Raw genomic sequence first — 16472 nt, 5'->3', positions numbered from 1 at the left:
CTCACGTAAGTCGCGCCTCATCTGCCGTTGGACCTTCCACCCCCCGGATCCACTGTGGAGACAGCATGCGAGGTCTGTTCCGACCCGCCGCCCTATGGACCGCCTCGGCGGTCCTGGCGGCCCTGATCGCCGCCCCACCCCTCCCCGCCCTCGCCGACACACTGGTGTCGCAGGGCAAGGCCGCGACGGCCTCCTCGACCGAGAACGCCGGCACCGGCCCGGCCCTCGCGGTCGACGGCGACACCGCGACCCGCTGGTCCAGCGCGGCCACCGACTCCCAGTGGCTCCAGATCGACCTCGGCGCCTCGACCTCCGTCAGCAGGGTCGTGCTGAACTGGGAGGCCGCCCACGCGAGCGGTTACAAGATCCAGGTCTCCCCGAACGGGACCTCCTGGACGGACCTGAAGACCGTCACCGGCGGCGACGGCGGCATCGACACCTGGGACGTCAGCGGCACCGGCCGCTACGTCCGGATGCTCGGCGTCACCCGGGCCACCGGCTACGGCTACTCGCTGTGGGAGTTCCAGGTCTACAGCGGCACCTCGGACCCGGTGCCCGGCTGCGGGACCGCCAACGCCGCCCTGAACAGGGCCGCCACCGCCTCCTCCACGGAGAACGCCGGCACCCCGGCGAGCGCCGCCTTCGACGGCGACACCGGCACCCGGTGGGCCAGCGCGGCCGCCGACCCGCAGTGGGTCAGGGTGGACCTCGGCTCCACCCAGACCATCTGCGGGATCGACCTGCGCTGGGAGGCCGCGTACGCGTCCGCCTTCAGGCTCCAGTCCTCCACCGACGGCACCACCTGGACCGACCTGAAGTCGGTCACCGGCGCCACCGGCGGCACGCAGTCGTACGACGTCAGCGGCTCCGGCCGCTACGTGCGGATGCTCGGCACCGCGCGGGCCACCGGCTACGGCTACTCACTGTGGGAGTTCGCGGTGCACACCACCTCGGGCGACGGCCCGGTCATCCCCGGCGGCGGGGACCTGGGCCCGAACGTCCACGTCTTCGACCCCTCGACGCCCGCCGCGACCATCCAGAGCCGGCTGGACAGCGTGTTCCAGCAGCAGGAGTCGGCGCAGTTCGGCACCGGGCGGCACGCCTTCCTGTTCAAGCCGGGCTCCTACCCGGTGAACGCCAAGGTCGGCTTCTACACCTCGATCGTGGGCCTGGGCCAGAACCCCGACGACGTCACCCTCGACGGCGTGACCGTGGACGCGGGCTGGTTCGGCGGCAACGCGACCCAGAACTTCTGGCGCTCGACCGAGAACCTGTCGGTGCAACCGCCCGGCGGCACCAACCAGTGGGCCGTCTCCCAGGCCGCGCCGTTCCGCCGCATGCACATCAAGGGCGCGCTGAACCTGGCGCCCACCGGCTACGGCTGGGCCAGTGGCGGCTACATCGCCGACAGCAAGATCGACGGCGCGGTCGGCCCGTACTCCCAGCAGCAGTGGTACACCCGCGACAGCTCCGTGGGCGGCTGGGTCAACGGCGTGTGGAACATGGTGTTCTCCGGCGTCCAGGGCGCGCCCGCCACCGACTTCCTCGGCAAGTCCTACACCACGCTGGACACCACGCCGATCAGCCGCGAGAAGCCGTACCTGTACGTCTCCGGCAACGAGTACCGGGTGTTCGTCCCGGCCAAGCGGACCAACGCGCGCGGCGTGAGCTGGGCGAACGGCTCCACCCCCGGCACCTCGATCCCGCTGTCGCAGTTCTACGTGGCCAAGCCCTCCGACACGGCCGCGCGGATCAACGCCGCGCTCGCCCAGGGCCTGCACCTGCTGCTCACCCCCGGCATCTACGACCTCGACCGGCCGATCGCCGTGAACCGCGCGAACACCGTGGTCCTGGGACTCGGCCTGGCGACGCTCATCCCGCGCAACGGGGTCAGCGCGGTCAAGGTGGCCGACGTGGACGGCGTGAGGCTCGCCAGCTTCCTGGTCGACGCGGGCCCGCAGAAGTCCGACGTGCTCATCGAGGTCGGCCCGCAGGGCTCCGGCGCCGACCACGCCGCCAACCCGACCACGCTGCAGGACGTCTTCGTCCGCATCGGCGGCGCCTTCGCCGGCAACGCCACCACCAGCGTCGTGATCAACAGCGACGACGTGATCATCGACCACACCTGGCTCTGGCGCGGCGACCACGGCGAGGGCATCGGCTGGAACGTCAACACCGCCGAGACCGGCCTGATCGTCAACGGCGACGACGTCCTGGCCACCGGCCTGTTCGTCGAGCACTACCGCAAGTACGACGTCGAGTGGTACGGCGAGCGCGGCCGGACGATCTTCTTCCAGAACGAGAAGGCCTACGACCCGCCGAACCAGGCCGCCTACATGAACGGCAGCACCAAGGGATGGGCGGCCTACAAGGTCGGCCCGGCGGTCGACGTCCACGAGGGCTGGGGCCTGGGCAGCTACGTCTACTTCAACGTCGACCCGACGATCGAGGTGGAGAACGCGTTCGAGACCCCGGTGAAGCCGGGCGTGAGGTTCCACAGCCTGCTCACCGTCTCCCTGGGCGGCAACGGCCGGATCAACCACGTCGTCAACGGTGTCGGCGGCCCCGCCCAGGGCGTCGAGACCATCCCGTCCAAGATCGTCTCTTACCCCTGAGAGACCACGAGCCCGCCTGATCAGCGGTGGTAACCGCGCTCTCCCCGCTGATCAGGCGCCCACCCCGCGCCGTGGGCCTTCCGTCACCCGGAGGGCCCACGGCCTTTCCACGCCCGGGAACGACGAACGCTCCGGCTCCTCGCGCCCGGGAACGACGGGCGTTTCCGCTCCTCGCGCCCCGGGGACGGCGGCCCGCTCCCGCGAGAGCGGGCGCTGTCTACCATGTGGGCAGCGCCCGCGCCCCACGCGCGGGCGGTCTCCCGGAAGGCAGGAGCGCAGATGACCACGGCCGACGCGTCGATCCCCCGGTTCCACCTGGCCGTACCCGTCGACGACCTCCGGGCCGCGGGCCGGTTCTACGGCGAGGTGCTGGGCTGCGAGCGGGGGCGCGAGTCCGACACCTGGATCGACTGGAACCTGCGCGGGCACCAGTTCGTCACCCACCTCGCCCCGTCCCCGGGCCGGCGGGCGCACAACGCCGTCGACGGCCACGACGTGCCGGTCCCGCACTTCGGCCTGATCCTGGACGTCCCTCGGTTCCACGAGCTGGCCGACCGGCTCCGGGCCGCGGGGACCGCGTTCGTCATCGAGCCCTACCTGCGCTTCGAGGGGCGGCCCGGCGAGCAGTGGACGATGTTCCTGCTCGACCCGGCCGGCAACGCCCTGGAGTTCAAGGCGTTCGCCGACGAGTCACAGATCTTCGCCACCTGACCGGCGCGTCCCGCCCCCCGGCGCCGGCCGGGTGAGGCGGGCGAGCTGGGCGCGGAAGGTGATGCCCAGCTTGGGGAACGCCTTGTAGAGGTGGTAGCCGACGGTCCGGGGGCTGAGGAAGAGCCGGGCGGCGATGTCCCGGTTGGAGGCGCCCTCGGCGGCCAGCCGTACGATGTGGCGCTCCTGGGGGGTGAGCACGCTCAGCGGGTCGCCGGCCCTGCAGGTCAGGTGGGTCAGACGGTTCTCGTGCCCCAGATCCGCGGCCAGCCGCAGCCCCGCGTTCAGCGTCGCCCTGGCCTCGCCGTAGCGGCCCAGCCACCCCTGGGCGAGTCCCTGGTCGTGGAGCGCCATGGCGAGCCAGCCGATCATGCCGCTCCGCTGGCAGTCCGCCACGATCCGCCCGGCGATCTCCTCGTGGCGGCCCGGACGGCCCAGCGGCAGGCACAGCGAGGCGGCGAACGTCCGGCCCGGCACGCCCAGCCCGTCGAGGGCGTCGTCGTCGATCGTCCCCTCCGTGAGCGCGACCCCGCCCCCTCAAGGCGGACGCGATCGCCTCGGGCGCCAACGGCGTCCTCTACGTCGCCGCCGCCGCGGTCCTCGGCGAGTTGTTCGGTCTCCCCGCCGCCCTCCTCTACCCGGCCGGGGCGTTCCTGGTCGCCTTCGCGGCGGTCCTGTTCCTGCTCGGCTCGCGGCCCGCGGTGAGCAGGGCGGCCCTGGGCGTCACGATGGCCGTCAACGTCGCCTGGGTGATCGCGAGCGTGGAGTCGCTCGTCGCCGGCTGGTTCCCGCTGACCGGCCTCGGGACCGCCCTGGTGATCGCGCAGGCGGTGGCCGTCGCCGGCCTCACCGCGCTGCAGCTCGCCGGGCTGCGCAGGGCCTCCTGAGAGGTGGCCGCCACCGGCCCGGGTGGGGGGGACACACCTCCCCACCTGCGATGTCTCGATCCGGGAGCTATCCATGGACCCAATCGCCTTTCGGTGGTTCTGTCCGGTTAAGGTGACGGCACCCGAGCTCTCCGACGGGAGGAAGCGTGCCGATCTTCTTAGCCCGCCTGCTGGTCAGGTTCAGGCTGCTCGGGACGTGGTGGACCCCGGTCCTCGTCTTCAGCCTGGTGTTCGCGACCAGCTGGCCCCTGATGGCGCTCGCCGAGCCCTCGGGCAGCTCGATCGTCGAGCCGGCCAACTACTGGTGGTACTTCGTGGTCACCGCCGCGACCGTCGGCTACGGCGACCTGTACCCCGAGACGGCCTTCGGCCACGTCGTGGGCGTGTACGTCATCATCGGCGGCATCGCGACGCTGACGACGGTGTTCACCCGCCTGTCGACGACCTTGGAACGAGCGAAGGGACGAAGGATGCAGGGCTCCCTCACGGCGGACGTCTCCGGCCACATCGTGCTGCTCGGCTACACGCCCGGGCGGACCGAGCAGATGGTGGAGGAGCTGACCGCCGACGGCTCGACCCGCGTCGTGCTCTGCGCCGGGAACGACGTGCCGGCGCATCCCATGCCGGACCGCGACATCACCTTCGTACGGGGGGATCCGACCGACGACGGCGTGCTGCGCCGGGCCGGGGTGCACCGGGCCCACAGCGTCCTGGTCGACGCCCGCGACGACAACGAGGCGCTGGCGATCGTGATCACCGCGGACCACGTCGCCGAGGGCGCCCACCTGGTCGTCGCCCTGCGCGACCTCGGCCGGATCCGGCAGATGCGCTACGTCGACGAGCGGGTGCGCTGCGTCCAGTGGCACAGCCCTCACATGATCACCGAGGAGCTCAAGGACCCGGGCATCACGGAGGTCTACACGCAGCTCATGACCCACGGCGGCGCCGACACCTACTCGCTGCGGCTCCCCGAGTCCCTGGGCGCGATCCCGGTCGAGCGGTGCCAGATCACCCTCGGGCGGCGCTACGGCGCCACCCTGCTGGCCGCCCGCGACGGCGAGAACCTGCTGGTCAACCCGGGCTGGCAGACCCTGCTGCCGACGGGGGCCGTGCTCTACTACGTCGCCTCCCGCCGCCTCACCCCCGCCGAGGTCGCCAGGGCCCTGCGCGAGCCCGGCTAGGGGGCCGTGGCCGGCGGGGGCGCGGGCAGGAGCCGGCTCCGGCGGTCCCCCCAGATCGAGGACGGGATCACGTACGGCCGCAGCAACGTCACCAGGACGGTGTCACCCCGGCCGTTGAGCTCGTCCGACGCTATCCTGCGCGCCACGCCGGCGAGGAAGTCGGCGACCTGGACGCGGGGGTCCGACCGGGAGTCGACGAGCCTGAGGCCGGCCAGCCGCCCCGCCGGCGTCCCCGGCGTCCCCGGCGTCCCCGGCGTCCCCGGCGTCCCCGTGAGCCTCGCGATCCGCTCCCGTGTCAGCGCGTAGTGCTCGTCGTGAACGATCGAGACGGGCAGCCCTTCCCGTCCCCAGTGCAGGACGGCCTGGACGATGGCCGGGATCAGCGGGTCGAGCGCCGGCATCGCCCCGGCGCCGCCCGAGAGCCGGGCCCGCAGGGAGGCCGCGTCCGGCCCGGTCCAGGCCGGTGAGGCCACGATCTCCGCGGCCGGGCCCCGCGCGCCGGTGAGCCGCAGGGCGTCCATCGCCCCCAGGAACGTCTCGGCGGGCACCCTGGCCCGCACCAGGTCGTTGAACGCCTCCAGGAAGGCGTCCCATCGCCGTCCGCCGAACGCGTCCCGGCCCTCGCGGTACAGGATCAGGGCCGCCTCCCCGGCTCGCGGGTCCCGGGGCGCGCCCGTGCCCACCGGCCGACCGGCCGGCCCGGCGGTCCTCCCGTTGGTCTCCCCGGCGACTCCGCCGGTCACTCCGTCGACGGCCCCGCCGGCGCCCTCGCCCCCGAGGAACTCGACGACCTTGCCGACGGCGAAGAACTCCTTGTCGATCAGATGGACGTGCGCGTTCCCGTGTATCGGCCCCGACGGTCCGAGCAGCCATTCGAGAACGGCCCGGTGCTTCTCGCGGAGAAGATGGTTCGCCTTGTACTCCTGCGCCGGGGAGCGGATCCTGTTCCGCGTCTCCTGGACGCACTCGGCGGCCGCGGCGACGCTCAGCCCCACCCCGGCGTGCGCGAACACGTCGGTGTTGCCGCCGATGAGCTTCTCGCCCTCCGAGCCGGACTCGTCGCAGCCGATCTCCAGGGGCCCGCCGGTGGACGCGACCCCCACGGTCCCCGCGGGACGTGCCTGATCGTCTCCCACTTCCGGCACCATACCAACGCGCCCGCGGCTCCGGGAAAGGGTTTTCAGCCGCCCCGTCCGCCGGCCCCGGCGCGGGGCGTGACACGACCCGCCCCGGCCCGTGCCGCCGGCGTTCTTCCGGAGACACGGGACGGACGGTCCTGACCGGAGCCCGGTCCGAGCGGGGCCGTCCGCCCCCGGCGAGCCGGCGGGTCAGCGCACCTTGGACGAGGGGACCGGCCAGGTGTTGCAGGCCGCCGGCGACGCGGCCCGGAACCCCTTGTCGAGCCAGGTGGCGATGGTGCGCCCCTTGCCGTGGTTGGACTTGTACCTCTCGTCGCCGTTGTCGCGGGTGACCTCGAGCAGGAACTCCCAGTCCTCCTCGGTGCGGTCCAGGGACTCCCAGACGCTGCCCATGAAGACACCGGCCAGGCACTCGGCCTGCAGCTCGTAACGACGGATCTGCTCGCCCAGCTCGCGCTTGCCCTTGTACGGGTAGTAGTCGAACGCGCGCTCCATCCCGGTGATGGTCTGGACGTGGTGCCCGTACTCGTGGGCGGCCACCGAGAAGAGGACCAGGTCGGAGGGGTCCTCGAGCACCTCCTTGTCCAGCTTGACGAGGAAGCGCCGCTCACGGCCGCAGTACGCCGCCGCGGTGTCCTTCTCCCACTTGTACCCGCAGAACCGCTTCGGCTTGACGCTGAACGCGATCCGGGACTTGGAGAACGGAATGCGCGCTTTCTTGAAATGGGCGCCCCAGGCCGTGTTGAGGCAGTTCAGCACCGAGGTCAGGTACCGCTTGGCGGAGGGGACGCTGCCCGCCTGGATCTCCCGTTCCGGGCATTCGCTCGCCGTGAGCTCACCGCTCCGGTACAGCTTGTTCTTGGTCAGGACCGAATCACGGATGGGATAGCGGGCGCCGGGGGCCGGATCCGAGACGGTGGCGTGAGCCGTGCCTGACAGCACAAGCAAAAAACACACAGAAATCGCCATAAGCGGGGGGAAACGCATGATCGGCATCATAGGGGACACGAAACCTTCGAGTGGAGCGGTTTTCTTGCCGATTCTCGCCGTATGTACGACTTTCGCCCCGGGGACGTCCACCGGCCACCGGCGGTCCCTGCCGGGACCCGCCCCGGGGCGGCCTCGGGGACCGGTCCGGCCGCTGGCATGCTTGGTTGCATGACCGGATCCACGATGCGCGCCATCAGCCAGGACGTCCTGGGCGGCCCCGAGGTGCTCAGGGTGGTGGAGTGCGAGCGGCCCGTGCCGGGCCCGACCGAGGTGCTGGTACGGGTGCACGCGGCCGGGGTCAACCCGACCGACTGGAAGCACCGCGCCACGGGCGGCCTGCTGGGACGGCCGCCGTTCGTCCTCGGCTGGGACGTCTCCGGCGTCGTGGAGGCCGTCGGCCTGGGGACGGCCGTCCACAAGCCGGGCGACGAGGTGTTCGGCATGCTGCGCTACCCGTACGGCCACGGCGCGTTCGCCGAGTACGTGACCGCCCCCGCCCGGACGTTCGTCCGCAGGCCCCGCGGGCTGGACCACGTCCAGGCCGCCGCGCTCCCGCTGGCCGCGCTGACCGCGTGGCAGGCGCTGGTGGACGTCGCGGCGGTGCGGGCCGGCCACCGGGTGCTCGTCCACGCCGCCGCCGGCGGGGTGGGCCACCTCGCGGTGCAGATCGCCAAGGCGCGCGGGGCCCACGTCATCGGCACGGCGAGCGCCGCCAAGCACGACCTCCTGCGCGGCCTGGGAGCCGATGAGCTCGTCGACTACCGGGAGGTGGACTTCGCCGAGGCGGTCGGGGACGTCGACACGGTGCTCGACACGATGGGCGGCGACTACGGCCCCCGCTCGCTCCGCACCCTGCGCGAGGGAGGCGTCATCGTGTCGCTCGTCCTGTCCGGCCTGGCCGAGGGGTTCGGCGCGCAGGCCGAGGCGGCGGGCGTCCGCGCCGAGTCCATGCTCGTGGAGCCCGACCACGCCGCGCTGAAGGCGATCGCCGCCCTGGCCGAGGCGGGCAGGCTGCGCGCCGAGATCGACACGGTGCTCCCGCTGGAGCAGGCGGCCAGGGCGCACGAACGCGGCGAGACCGGCCGTACCACCGGCAAGATCGTGCTCACCGTCGTCTCCTGAGGCTCAGGCGGGGGGCCGGCCTCCGGCCGAGCCTGAGGACCGCCTCGGCCGTCCGGGCGCCGGCGGCCGGGCCGAAGGGCGCGACGGGCCGCGTGCCGGGTCCGACGACAGGCCGGTCCGCCCGCCCTCCGGCTCCCGCGCCCGGCTCCCGCGCCCGCCCGCTCCCCGCCCCCTCCCGACCCCGATGGCCGAATCTGCAAGACATGTGTCCTTGCGGCCATGACCGGCGGGAGCCAAGGATGACCGCATGCCGCACCGCGTCGTCGTCGTCCTCTTCGACGGCTTCCAACTGCTCGATCTCGCGGGTCCCGCCGACGTGTTCTCCGCGGCCGGCCTGCTGGACCCGGCCTCCGCCTACCGGGTGGAGACCACGGCCGTCCGCGCGGGAGCCGTACGCTCCCTGTCCGGCGTCGTCGTCTCCGCCGACACGGCGCTACCGGACGTCAAGGGGCCGATCGGCACGCTGCTGGTGGTCGGCGGCCTTCCGGCCTCCGGCGGCCCGGACGGCCCGGACGGCACAGGCGGCCCGGACGGCACGGACGGCACAGGCGGCCCGGACGGCACGGCGGCACTGGTCCCGGAGATCCGCAGGCTCGCCGGGGAGTCGGGCCGCGTCGGGTCCATCTGCTCGGGCACGCTGCTGCTGGCGGAGGCCGGCCTGCTGGAGGGGCGGCGGGCGACCACCCACTGGGCCGCGGGGGACATGCTCGCCCGCGCCCACCCGAACGTGCTGGTGGACGCCGACCGCATCTACGTACGCGACGGTGACGTGTGGACGTCGGCGGGGGTCACCTCGGGGATCGATCTCGCCCTCGCCCTCGTCGCCCACGACCACGGGCACGACCTGGCCAGGGAGATCTCCCGATGGCTGGTCGTGTACCTGCAACGACCGGGCGGGCAGAGCCAGTTCAGCACGCCGCTGAGCACGCGGACGCCGAGGCGCGAGCCGCTGCGCGACCTGCAGGGGTGGATCGAGGATCACCTGGGGGCCGACCTGTCGGTGCGGGCCCTCGCCGAACACGTGAACACGAGCGTCCGCCACTTCTCCCGCGTGTTCGGGGCCGAGGTCGGCATGACGCCCGCGCGGTACGTCGAGCGGGCGCGGACCGCGGCGGCCAGGCGGCTGCTGGAGAGCACCGACGAGCCGCTCGACCGGATCGCCGCCCGGGTCGGTCTCGGCACACCGGAGACCCTCCATCGCGTCTTCCGGCGCCACCTCACGATCTCGCCGGGAGAGTACCGGCGCCGCTTCCACTCCATGGAGGACCGACATGCAGATCGCCATCCCCCTGTACGCGGGCTATGACGCCGCGGACGCCCTGGGGCCGTACTTCGTCCTGCGCAACGTTCCCGGCGCCACGGTCACCTTCGTGGCCGAACGGCCGGGCGTCGTCGCCGACCAGGGGGTCACCCTGACGGCCACCGCCTCCTTCGACGAGCTGCCCGCCCCCGACGTCCTGGTGGTGCCGGGCACCACGGACGTGACGCGGAGCACGGCCGACCGGGAGCTGATCCGGTACGTGAGGACCGCCCACCCGACCACCACGTGGACCACGTCGGTGTGCGTGGGCTCGCTCACGCTCGGCGCGGCGGGTCTGCTGGAAGGGGTCAGGGCGACCACCCACTGGGTGGCCCGCGACCTGCTCGCGGGGTTCGGGGCACGGCCGGTCGACGAACGCTTCGTCACGGACGGCAAGATCATCACCGCGGGCGGGGTGCTGGCCGGTGTCGACATGGCCCTCCACCTCGCGTCCCTGCTGGCGGACGAGGAGACGGCCATGGCGATCCAGCTCGGGCTGGAGTACGCCCCACGGCCGCCGTTCGACGCCGGGACACCGGCGACCGCTCCCGCGAGGGTCACCGAGCTGGTGCGCTCCCTGCTGAGGAACGCCTGAACCCTCACGGGTCACGCGGTCCTGCCCCTGGCGCGGAAGGCAGCGGTCTTGACGCGGTTCTGGCAGGCGGTGCCGCAGAACCGGCGGGTGCCGTTGCGTGACACGTCCACGTACACCCGATCGCAGTGCGGCGCCGTGCACACGCCGAGACGGTCGTGGAACTCGCTCCCCAGCACGATCGCGAGCCCGGTGGCACAGCTCGCGGCCAGGTCGCCGGCGACGGTGACACCCCGGCCGTGGAAGTGCAGGTGCCAGGGCTCTCCGTCGTGCCGCTCCAGCAACGGCCGGGCGCGGGTCTCGTCAAGGAGGGCGTTGACCTGCAGGGCGGCCGCGTCGATGTCTCCCCCGGTCACGGCGTCGAAGACCGTTCGCAGCCGTGCCGCCGTCCCCGCGAGCTCGCGGGCCTCCTCCTCGGTGACCCTCCGCTGACCCGGGTAACCGGTCCGCAGGCCCTCGGTCGCGGCGGTGACGAGGTCGCGCGGCGCCGGGAAGGCGCGGCCTCGTTTCTCCCCGGGGGTCAACTCGTTGACCAGGCCCACCGCCATCCGGACGATCGCGTCGGTGTGACTGTTGAAATCCACTTGACCAGTTACCCATCCACGGTTTAGTTTGTAACTGCCGAAAGCTTATACGACAGTTACAGGAGAACGATTGTGCTCACCCACGATGCCGCACGCGAGTGGATCGCACGCTGGGACCGCCAGCAGGAGGGATACATGCCCGACCGCGAGGAGCGCTTCACGGCGTTGATCGACGCCGTCGAGGCGATGGGCCGCCCCGACCCGCTGGTCGTCGACCTCGGCTGCGGGCCCGGCTCGTTGTCGGCGCGCCTGGTGGAGCGACTGCCCGGGGCGACGGTGGTCTCGGCCGACGCGGACCCGTTGCTGCTCGGCCTCGGCCGTGCCGCCTACCCGCATCTCAGGTTCGTCTCCCTCGACCTGCGCGTACCGGGATGGAGCGACTCCCTGGGCCTGGACCGGCCGGCCGACGCCGCGGTGAGCACCACCGCCCTGCACTGGATCTCCGAATCCGACCTTCCGAAGATGTACGCCGAGCTGGCGGTCGTGCTGCGTCCGGGCGGGCTCCTGCTCAACGGCGACCACATGGAGACCGACGACAGCGCCCCCGCCATCGCCCGCCTCGAACGCGCCGTGCACGAAAGGGCGACCGAGCGCGTGTTCGCCGGAGGGCGCCCGGAGAACTGGCGTCAGTGGTGGGACGCGGTCGAGGCCGACCCCGCCTTCGCCGAGCTCAACTCCGCACGCGCCACCGCGGGCGCCGACCATCACGGCTCGGAGTCCCCCCTGCTCTCCTCGCACGTCGACGCCCTGCGCGGCGCCGGTTTCACCGAGGTCGGCACCCTGTGGCAGCGCGGCGACAACCGGCTCCTCTGCGCCGTCCGCGACTGATCCGCCCCTCCGCGGCGAGCGCGCCCGATCCGCCCCTTCGCGGCGGACACGACCGATCCGGCCTCCCCGCTGCGGGCGCGACCGATCCGGCCCCTCCGCGGCGGGCGCAGGACCGCTTGACGTCATGCAGGTAAATACCTGCATAATGGTGCGCGTGGATGTGGACACGGACAAGGTCTTCAAGGCGCTGGCCGACCGGACCCGGCGGTATCTCCTGGACAGGCTTCACGAGCACAACGGGCAGACGCTGGGCGAGCTGTGCGAGCACCTCGCCATGGCGCGGCAGTCGGTGACCCAGCACGTGGCCGTCCTCGAGGCCGCCAACCTGGTCAGCACGGTCAGGCGGGGGCGGGAGAGGCTGCACTACCTCAATCCCGTCCCCCTCCACGAGATCCAGGAACGGTGGATCGACAAGTTCGAGCGTCCACGTCTGCGAGCGCTGAGCGCCCTGAGACGACGAGCAGAGGAACAGGACATGAGCGACATACCGACGTACGTGTACGTCACCTACATCCAGAGCACCCCGGAGAAGGTCTGGCACGCCCTGACCGACGCCGACCTCACCGCCGAGTACTGGGGCCACAGCAACGTCTCGGACTGGCAGGTCGGCTCCACCTGGGAGCACCGGCGCACCGACGGATCCGGTGTCGCCGACGTCGTCGGCACGATCCTGGAGACCGCCCCGCCCAGGCGGCTGGTGATGACCTTCGGGGAGCCGTCCCAGGTCACGTTCGAGATCGAACCCTACGGCGAGATCGTCCGCCTCACCGTCACCCACGAGAACCTGGCCACCAGGGAAGACCACGAGGCGATCTCCCTCGGATGGCCCGCCGTGCTGGCCAACCTCAAGTCCCTCCTGGAGACCGGGCACGTCCTGCCGCAGGCGCCCTGGGAGATGCACGCGGAATCCCGGGCCGCGCAGACGGCGAGGAACGACCACCGGGGGTCGTAGCCGCTCACCGCCTGAGCGTCGCCGGGGCCTCCTCGAACGGGTCGTCGGCCTCGGGAAGGTCCTCGGCCTCGACGACCAGGTGCTCGGGCGGCGACTCGACGGTCAGCCTGGAGCCCCAGCCGCTGAAGCGGATGTCGGACCTGCTCCCGAGCACGTAGTCGTCGTTCGTCCGCTGGGAGAACGTGGCGGTCAGGCGGGTGACCCTGCCCCTGTCGTCGAACCAGAGCGCCCAGGCGGCCTTCTCGCCGCTTCCGGGAAAACCACCGAAGGGCCGGCCGGGGATCCCGGTGACGGGGATGGCGCCCCTGGCCGAGCGGGGGCCGACGGAGGAGGCGGTGGCGAGCAGCGCCCGCAGTGTGCCGGGCGTGAGGAGGTCGATGGTGGTGTCCGCGGGGCTGAACGCGTCCGACCAGCCGCGGACCCACTTCTTGCCCGGCGGCAGCCTCCCGATCAGCTCACCACCCGAGGCGTAGGTCGCCTCCCTGGTCCTGATGAACAGGGACGGGAAGAGCGTGTACTCCTTCATCTCCTCCCTCGCCTTCTCCCGTGCCTCCTTCGCCTTCGGCCCCTTCAGCGCCCCGGCGTCGAGCCGGAAGGAGAACGTGCTGCTGTCGTCCGTCTCCACCACCCCGCCCTCGCGGAACCCGGCGACACGGTCGGTCCGGGTCGTGGCGAACCGCTCACCGTCCATCGACAGGTGGGTGACCAGCGAGACCTTGACCCCCCTGCCGGGGACGACCTGGGCACGCAGCGCCTTGACCGGGTCGGGGGCCGCGGCCCGAGCCGGCAGCGGCGTGAGCAGCACGAGGCCCGCGACGAGGCCGGCGACGATCCTTTTCATTCGGTGTCCTTCACCGTCGGGAGAGAAGGACACCCTCTCGACCGAAGATCACGTTGCCGTCTCGCCGGGGACGGGCGGCCCTCGACCGGCGGGTACCACTCACCGGCCCGAAGGCCCGCGGAAGGGGCCGGCGCCGGAGACGTGGAGGCCCGCGGCCGCCACGACGGGCGCCGGGCCTCTCAGCCTCCGTTCAGGACGCGTCTCACCCACTCCAGCGAGTTCGTGGCGAGCGCCTCGTCCGCGAGCCGCTTCGCGGAGGCCGTCTGCAGTGCGGCGAGCGAGCTGTCGATCCACGGCTGGATGTTCTGGTGTCCCTGCTCGCGGTACTCGATGGCCTGGATCAGGCATTCCAGCTTGTCGGCGTCGCGGGCGCAGACCGCTTCGAGGGTGGCCTGCTCCTCGTACTCCCCGACCGCGCCGCCCACCATCTGCGCCACCACCGGAGGGACGCCACGCACCTGTTCGGCGGTGACCTCCTGGTTCGGCATCGCCTTCAGGTAGAGCTTGCCGAGGTGGTGGATGTCACTGATGCGGGTCTCCTGCGTGTCGTGGAACAGGCTCATGAACGCCGCGCGCTCGGGGTCGCCGCCCTCCAGCGCCGTGATCACGCTCGCGATGACCGCCGTCCGGAAGGAGTGGTCGGCGATGCTCTCGGGATCGCGTACGCCCGCGACCAGCCAGCCGGTGCGCTTGTAGCGCTTGAGCAGTCCCATCTCGTACATCAGGCCCGTCAACCCGGACGATTCCTCCGCCATGGACATGTCCCCTCTCACCCTCGGTGGATCATGCGCGGGACCCGTACGACCCTCCCCGGTTCCCGCCGGACCTCGGTGACGCGGTGGTCCCGTCCAGCGTACGGATCAAGAGGATCGCGTGGGTGATCGGCGTCTCCGGAAACCGCAAGGGAAGGCGGGGGGCGGGGCGAGCCGCCTCCTGCCCGGACACCCGCCTTCACGACCACGCCGTACGACCCGGACACCCGCCTTCACGACCACGCCGTACGGCCCCGGGCACGGCCCTCACGCTAGGAGAGGACCTCGACCGTCTCGGGCAACTCCTCCGGCGAGGAGTCGGCCTCGGGAAGCTCCTCGGCCTCGATGACCAGGTTTTCGGGCGGCGGCTGGACGGTCACCCTGGCACCCCAGCCGGTGAAGCGCTGGTCGGAACTGAGGCGCGGCTCGGGGCCGCCGTCCGCGTGCCGGGAGGTCGCGGTGGCCAGGCGGGTGACCCTGCCCTCGGCGTCGAACCAGAGCGCCCAGGCGACCTTCTCCCCGCGCCCCGTCCATCCCTCGAAGGGGCGGCCCGGAATCCTCGAGGCCACGATCGTGCCCCTGGCGGAGCGTGAGCCCTTGGAGGAGGCGGTGGCGAGCAGCGCCCGCAGCGTGCCGGGCCTGAAGAGGTCGACCGTGCCGTCGGCGGCACCGGATCGGGGCTCGCGGCTGCGTACCCACTTCTTGTCCAGCGGCAGCCTGCCGATCAGCTCGCCGCCCGAGGCGTAGCTGGCGCCCTTGACCCTGATGAGCAGCGACGGGAAGAGCGTGTCCTCCTTCAGGCCCTCGGAGCTGATCGACGAGTAGAACGTGGTGGTGTCGTCCGTCTCCACCACCCCGCCCTTACGGAACCCGACGACCCGGTCGGTCCGGGTGGTGGCGATTCGCCTGCCGTCGGGCGACGTGCGGATGATCAGGGAGACGGTGACGCCCCTGCCGGGGACGACCTGGGCACGCAGCGCCGCGACCGGATCGGCGATGGCGGTGGTGGCGGCGGCGCGGGCGGGCAGTGGCGCGAGCAGCACGAGGCCCGCGGCAACGCCCGCGGTGATCCTTCTCATCGGTTTCCTTAAAGATCCAGGGGGAAGGGAAATCTTTTCAACCGAAGATCACAATGCTGTCTCGAACGCCTTTCCTGCCGCGGGGCGATCGGTCCGCGGCAGTCGCGAGACCCGTCAGGCGGGGCCTCCCCGCGGGCGGGACCGCTCACCCGGGCGGCTTCCCCCGCGGGCGGGACCGCTCACCCGGGCGGGCCGTCCGACCCGGTACCGCCGCAGGCGCGGCGATCACCTCGGCGGCCGCGGGGGCGGACCGGGTGGCCTCCGCCCCGCCGGCGACCTTCGACCCGAGCACCTGCAGCAGGTTGTTGTATGCCTGGTAGCCAAATGGAAATATCCACTCATGATTGGAATTCAATGCCTGTCGAGTACGCCATGAGCCATGACTGAAGGCCTCGGATCGGCCGGGGAGCTGCTCGGCCTTCTGGCGGTCCTCGGACTGCTGGCGGCAGTCGCGTATTTCCTTGTCCGTTTCGGTCGCCGGCTTCTCGCCCCCCGCCCCTCCGGCCCGCAGGTGCACGAGGCGCCACCGGACCCGGCCTGGCGGTCCCGCCCGCGTCCCGGCGACATCTGGTGGGCCGACGTGCCGTTCTCCGATGGTTCGGGGGGAAAGGTCAGGCCCTGCCTGGTGATTCGCACCTACTCCAAGGGGGTGGAGGTCCTGAAGATTACGAGTCAGGACAAATCCCACCGGATGAACTGTGTCAGCATTCCCACCGCCCACTGGGACCGGCAGGCGCGCAAGGACAGCTGGCTCGACCTCGACGCCCCGTACCTCATCGACGACGGCGACTTCCAGCGGCGTGCCGGTGCGTGCGACGACCGGACCTGGTCGCTGGTCAGACGCCGGCACCGGACGGGGTGGGTCCACTCCCCCGGCCGTTGACGTCGCGTTCCCGCCGGGC

General features: G+C 72.1%; 16 protein-coding genes and 1 pseudogene. 10 read left to right on the top strand and 7 right to left on the bottom strand.

What is annotated here, in order from left to right; translation table 11 throughout:
- The first annotated feature begins 65 nt into the window (after positions 1-65).
- Together AB0G16_RS08335 and AB0G16_RS08330 are read left to right on the top strand one after the other, a co-directional pair.
- Complete coding sequence (locus tag AB0G16_RS08335) at positions 66-2615, top strand: discoidin domain-containing protein (protein ID WP_362800619.1); 2550 nt, start codon at positions 66-68, stop codon at positions 2613-2615.
- Between the two features lie 279 nt (positions 2616-2894).
- Complete coding sequence (locus AB0G16_RS08330; RefSeq protein ID WP_362800616.1) at positions 2895-3326, top strand: VOC family protein; 432 nt, start codon at positions 2895-2897, stop codon at positions 3324-3326.
- On the opposite strand, the pseudogene AB0G16_RS08325 reads toward AB0G16_RS08330, so the two are convergent.
- Positions 3306-3533 (bottom strand): annotated as a pseudogene (locus AB0G16_RS08325) (helix-turn-helix transcriptional regulator); the annotation flags it as partial. The gene AB0G16_RS08330 and the pseudogene AB0G16_RS08325 overlap by 21 nt on opposite strands.
- A 398-nt stretch (positions 3534-3931) precedes the next feature.
- On the opposite strand from AB0G16_RS08325, the gene AB0G16_RS08320 reads away from it, so the two are divergent.
- Both AB0G16_RS08320 and AB0G16_RS08315 read left to right on the top strand, forming a co-directional pair.
- Complete coding sequence (locus tag AB0G16_RS08320) at positions 3932-4210, top strand: hypothetical protein (RefSeq protein WP_362800613.1); 279 nt, start codon at positions 3932-3934, stop codon at positions 4208-4210.
- Between the two features lie 146 nt (positions 4211-4356).
- The gene (locus tag AB0G16_RS08315) at positions 4357-5391 is read left to right on the top strand and encodes an ion channel (protein ID WP_362800610.1); all 1035 of its coding nucleotides are present in this window, start codon (positions 4357-4359) and stop codon (positions 5389-5391) included.
- On the opposite strand, the gene AB0G16_RS08310 is transcribed toward AB0G16_RS08315, so the two are convergent.
- Together AB0G16_RS08310 and AB0G16_RS08305 are read right to left on the bottom strand one after the other, a co-directional pair.
- On the bottom strand, positions 5388-6527 hold the full coding sequence (locus AB0G16_RS08310; RefSeq protein ID WP_362800607.1) for a DUF3800 domain-containing protein: 1140 nt from the start codon (positions 6525-6527) through the stop codon (positions 5388-5390). The genes AB0G16_RS08315 and AB0G16_RS08310 overlap by 4 nt on opposite strands.
- A gap of 192 nt (positions 6528-6719) precedes the next feature.
- The gene (locus AB0G16_RS08305; RefSeq protein WP_362800863.1) at positions 6720-7472 is read right to left on the bottom strand and encodes a neutral zinc metallopeptidase; all 753 of its coding nucleotides are present in this window, start codon (positions 7470-7472) and stop codon (positions 6720-6722) included.
- 216 nt (positions 7473-7688) lie between these two features.
- Between AB0G16_RS08305 and AB0G16_RS08300 the strand changes: the two genes are divergently transcribed.
- The 3 genes from AB0G16_RS08300 to AB0G16_RS08290 all read left to right on the top strand — a co-directional run bounded on the left by AB0G16_RS08300 (position 7689) and on the right by AB0G16_RS08290 (position 10537).
- A complete protein-coding gene (locus tag AB0G16_RS08300) occupies positions 7689-8642 on the top strand; it encodes an NADP-dependent oxidoreductase (protein ID WP_362800604.1) in 954 nt (317 codons plus the stop codon).
- A gap of 247 nt (positions 8643-8889) precedes the next feature.
- Entirely contained in the window at positions 8890-9948 is a 1059-nt protein-coding gene (locus AB0G16_RS08295; RefSeq protein WP_362800602.1) for a DJ-1/PfpI family protein, read from the top strand.
- A complete protein-coding gene (locus AB0G16_RS08290) occupies positions 9914-10537 on the top strand; it encodes a DJ-1/PfpI family protein (RefSeq protein ID WP_362800596.1) in 624 nt (207 codons plus the stop codon). Before AB0G16_RS08295 ends, AB0G16_RS08290 begins: the two co-directional genes overlap by 35 nt.
- Positions 10538-10548: 11 nt before the next feature.
- Here the strand turns inward: AB0G16_RS08290 and AB0G16_RS08285 are convergent, their stop codons facing one another.
- Positions 10549-11118 (bottom strand): CGNR zinc finger domain-containing protein, encoded by a 570-nt coding sequence (locus AB0G16_RS08285; RefSeq protein WP_362800593.1) that lies wholly within the window; start codon positions 11116-11118, stop codon positions 10549-10551.
- A gap of 72 nt (positions 11119-11190) precedes the next feature.
- Between AB0G16_RS08285 and AB0G16_RS08280 the strand changes: the two genes are divergently transcribed.
- Positions 11191-11946 carry a class I SAM-dependent methyltransferase gene (locus tag AB0G16_RS08280; RefSeq protein WP_362800590.1) on the top strand — a complete coding sequence of 252 codons (756 nt, stop codon included), beginning with the start codon at positions 11191-11193 and terminating at the stop codon, positions 11944-11946.
- A 154-nt stretch (positions 11947-12100) separates the two neighbouring features.
- On the top strand, positions 12101-12898 hold the full coding sequence (locus AB0G16_RS08275; protein WP_362800587.1) for a metalloregulator ArsR/SmtB family transcription factor: 798 nt from the start codon (positions 12101-12103) through the stop codon (positions 12896-12898).
- Positions 12899-12902: 4 nt separating this feature from the next.
- Here the strand turns inward: AB0G16_RS08275 and AB0G16_RS08270 are convergent, their stop codons facing one another.
- The 3 genes from AB0G16_RS08270 to AB0G16_RS08260 form a co-directional block, all read right to left on the bottom strand.
- Positions 12903-13739: a hypothetical protein gene (locus AB0G16_RS08270; RefSeq protein ID WP_362800584.1), complete on the bottom strand. Its 837-nt coding sequence runs from the start codon at positions 13737-13739 to the stop codon at positions 12903-12905.
- Positions 13740-13918: 179 nt separating this feature from the next.
- Positions 13919-14494: an HD domain-containing protein gene (locus tag AB0G16_RS08265; RefSeq protein WP_362800582.1), complete on the bottom strand. Its 576-nt coding sequence runs from the start codon at positions 14492-14494 to the stop codon at positions 13919-13921.
- 269 nt (positions 14495-14763) lie between these two features.
- Positions 14764-15570, bottom strand: a complete 807-nt coding sequence (locus AB0G16_RS08260) for a hypothetical protein (RefSeq protein WP_362800579.1) — start codon at positions 15568-15570, stop codon at positions 14764-14766.
- 379 nt (positions 15571-15949) lie between these two features.
- Here AB0G16_RS08260 and AB0G16_RS08255 point away from each other — a divergent pair, with 379 nt between their 5' ends.
- Positions 15950-16453: a type II toxin-antitoxin system PemK/MazF family toxin gene (locus tag AB0G16_RS08255; RefSeq protein ID WP_362800577.1), complete on the top strand. Its 504-nt coding sequence runs from the start codon at positions 15950-15952 to the stop codon at positions 16451-16453.
- The last annotated feature ends 19 nt before the right edge of the window (positions 16454-16472 follow it).

The organism is Streptosporangium sp. NPDC023615 (assembly GCF_040640155.1).
GTDB lineage: Bacteria > Actinomycetota > Actinomycetes > Streptosporangiales > Streptosporangiaceae > Streptosporangium.
Note: the sequence above shows the minus strand (reverse complement) of the source record. Positions and strands in the feature narration are given on the sequence as shown.

Coding starts and splice junctions, on each gene's coding strand:
- AB0G16_RS08330 (WP_362800616.1), top strand. CDS start 2,895: ATGACCACGGCCGACGCGTCGATCCCCCGGTTCCACCTGGCCGTACCC.
- AB0G16_RS08270 (WP_362800584.1), bottom strand. CDS start 13,739: ATGAAAAGGATCGTCGCCGGCCTCGTCGCGGGCCTCGTGCTGCTCACG.
- AB0G16_RS08265 (WP_362800582.1), bottom strand. CDS start 14,494: ATGGCGGAGGAATCGTCCGGGTTGACGGGCCTGATGTACGAGATGGGA.
- AB0G16_RS08260 (WP_362800579.1), bottom strand. CDS start 15,570: ATGAGAAGGATCACCGCGGGCGTTGCCGCGGGCCTCGTGCTGCTCGCG.
- AB0G16_RS08295 (WP_362800602.1), top strand. CDS start 8,890: ATGCCGCACCGCGTCGTCGTCGTCCTCTTCGACGGCTTCCAACTGCTC.
- AB0G16_RS08255 (WP_362800577.1), top strand. CDS start 15,950: ATGACTGAAGGCCTCGGATCGGCCGGGGAGCTGCTCGGCCTTCTGGCG.
- AB0G16_RS08335 (WP_362800619.1), top strand. CDS start 66: ATGCGAGGTCTGTTCCGACCCGCCGCCCTATGGACCGCCTCGGCGGTC.
- AB0G16_RS08290 (WP_362800596.1), top strand. CDS start 9,914: ATGCAGATCGCCATCCCCCTGTACGCGGGCTATGACGCCGCGGACGCC.
- AB0G16_RS08300 (WP_362800604.1), top strand. CDS start 7,689: ATGACCGGATCCACGATGCGCGCCATCAGCCAGGACGTCCTGGGCGGC.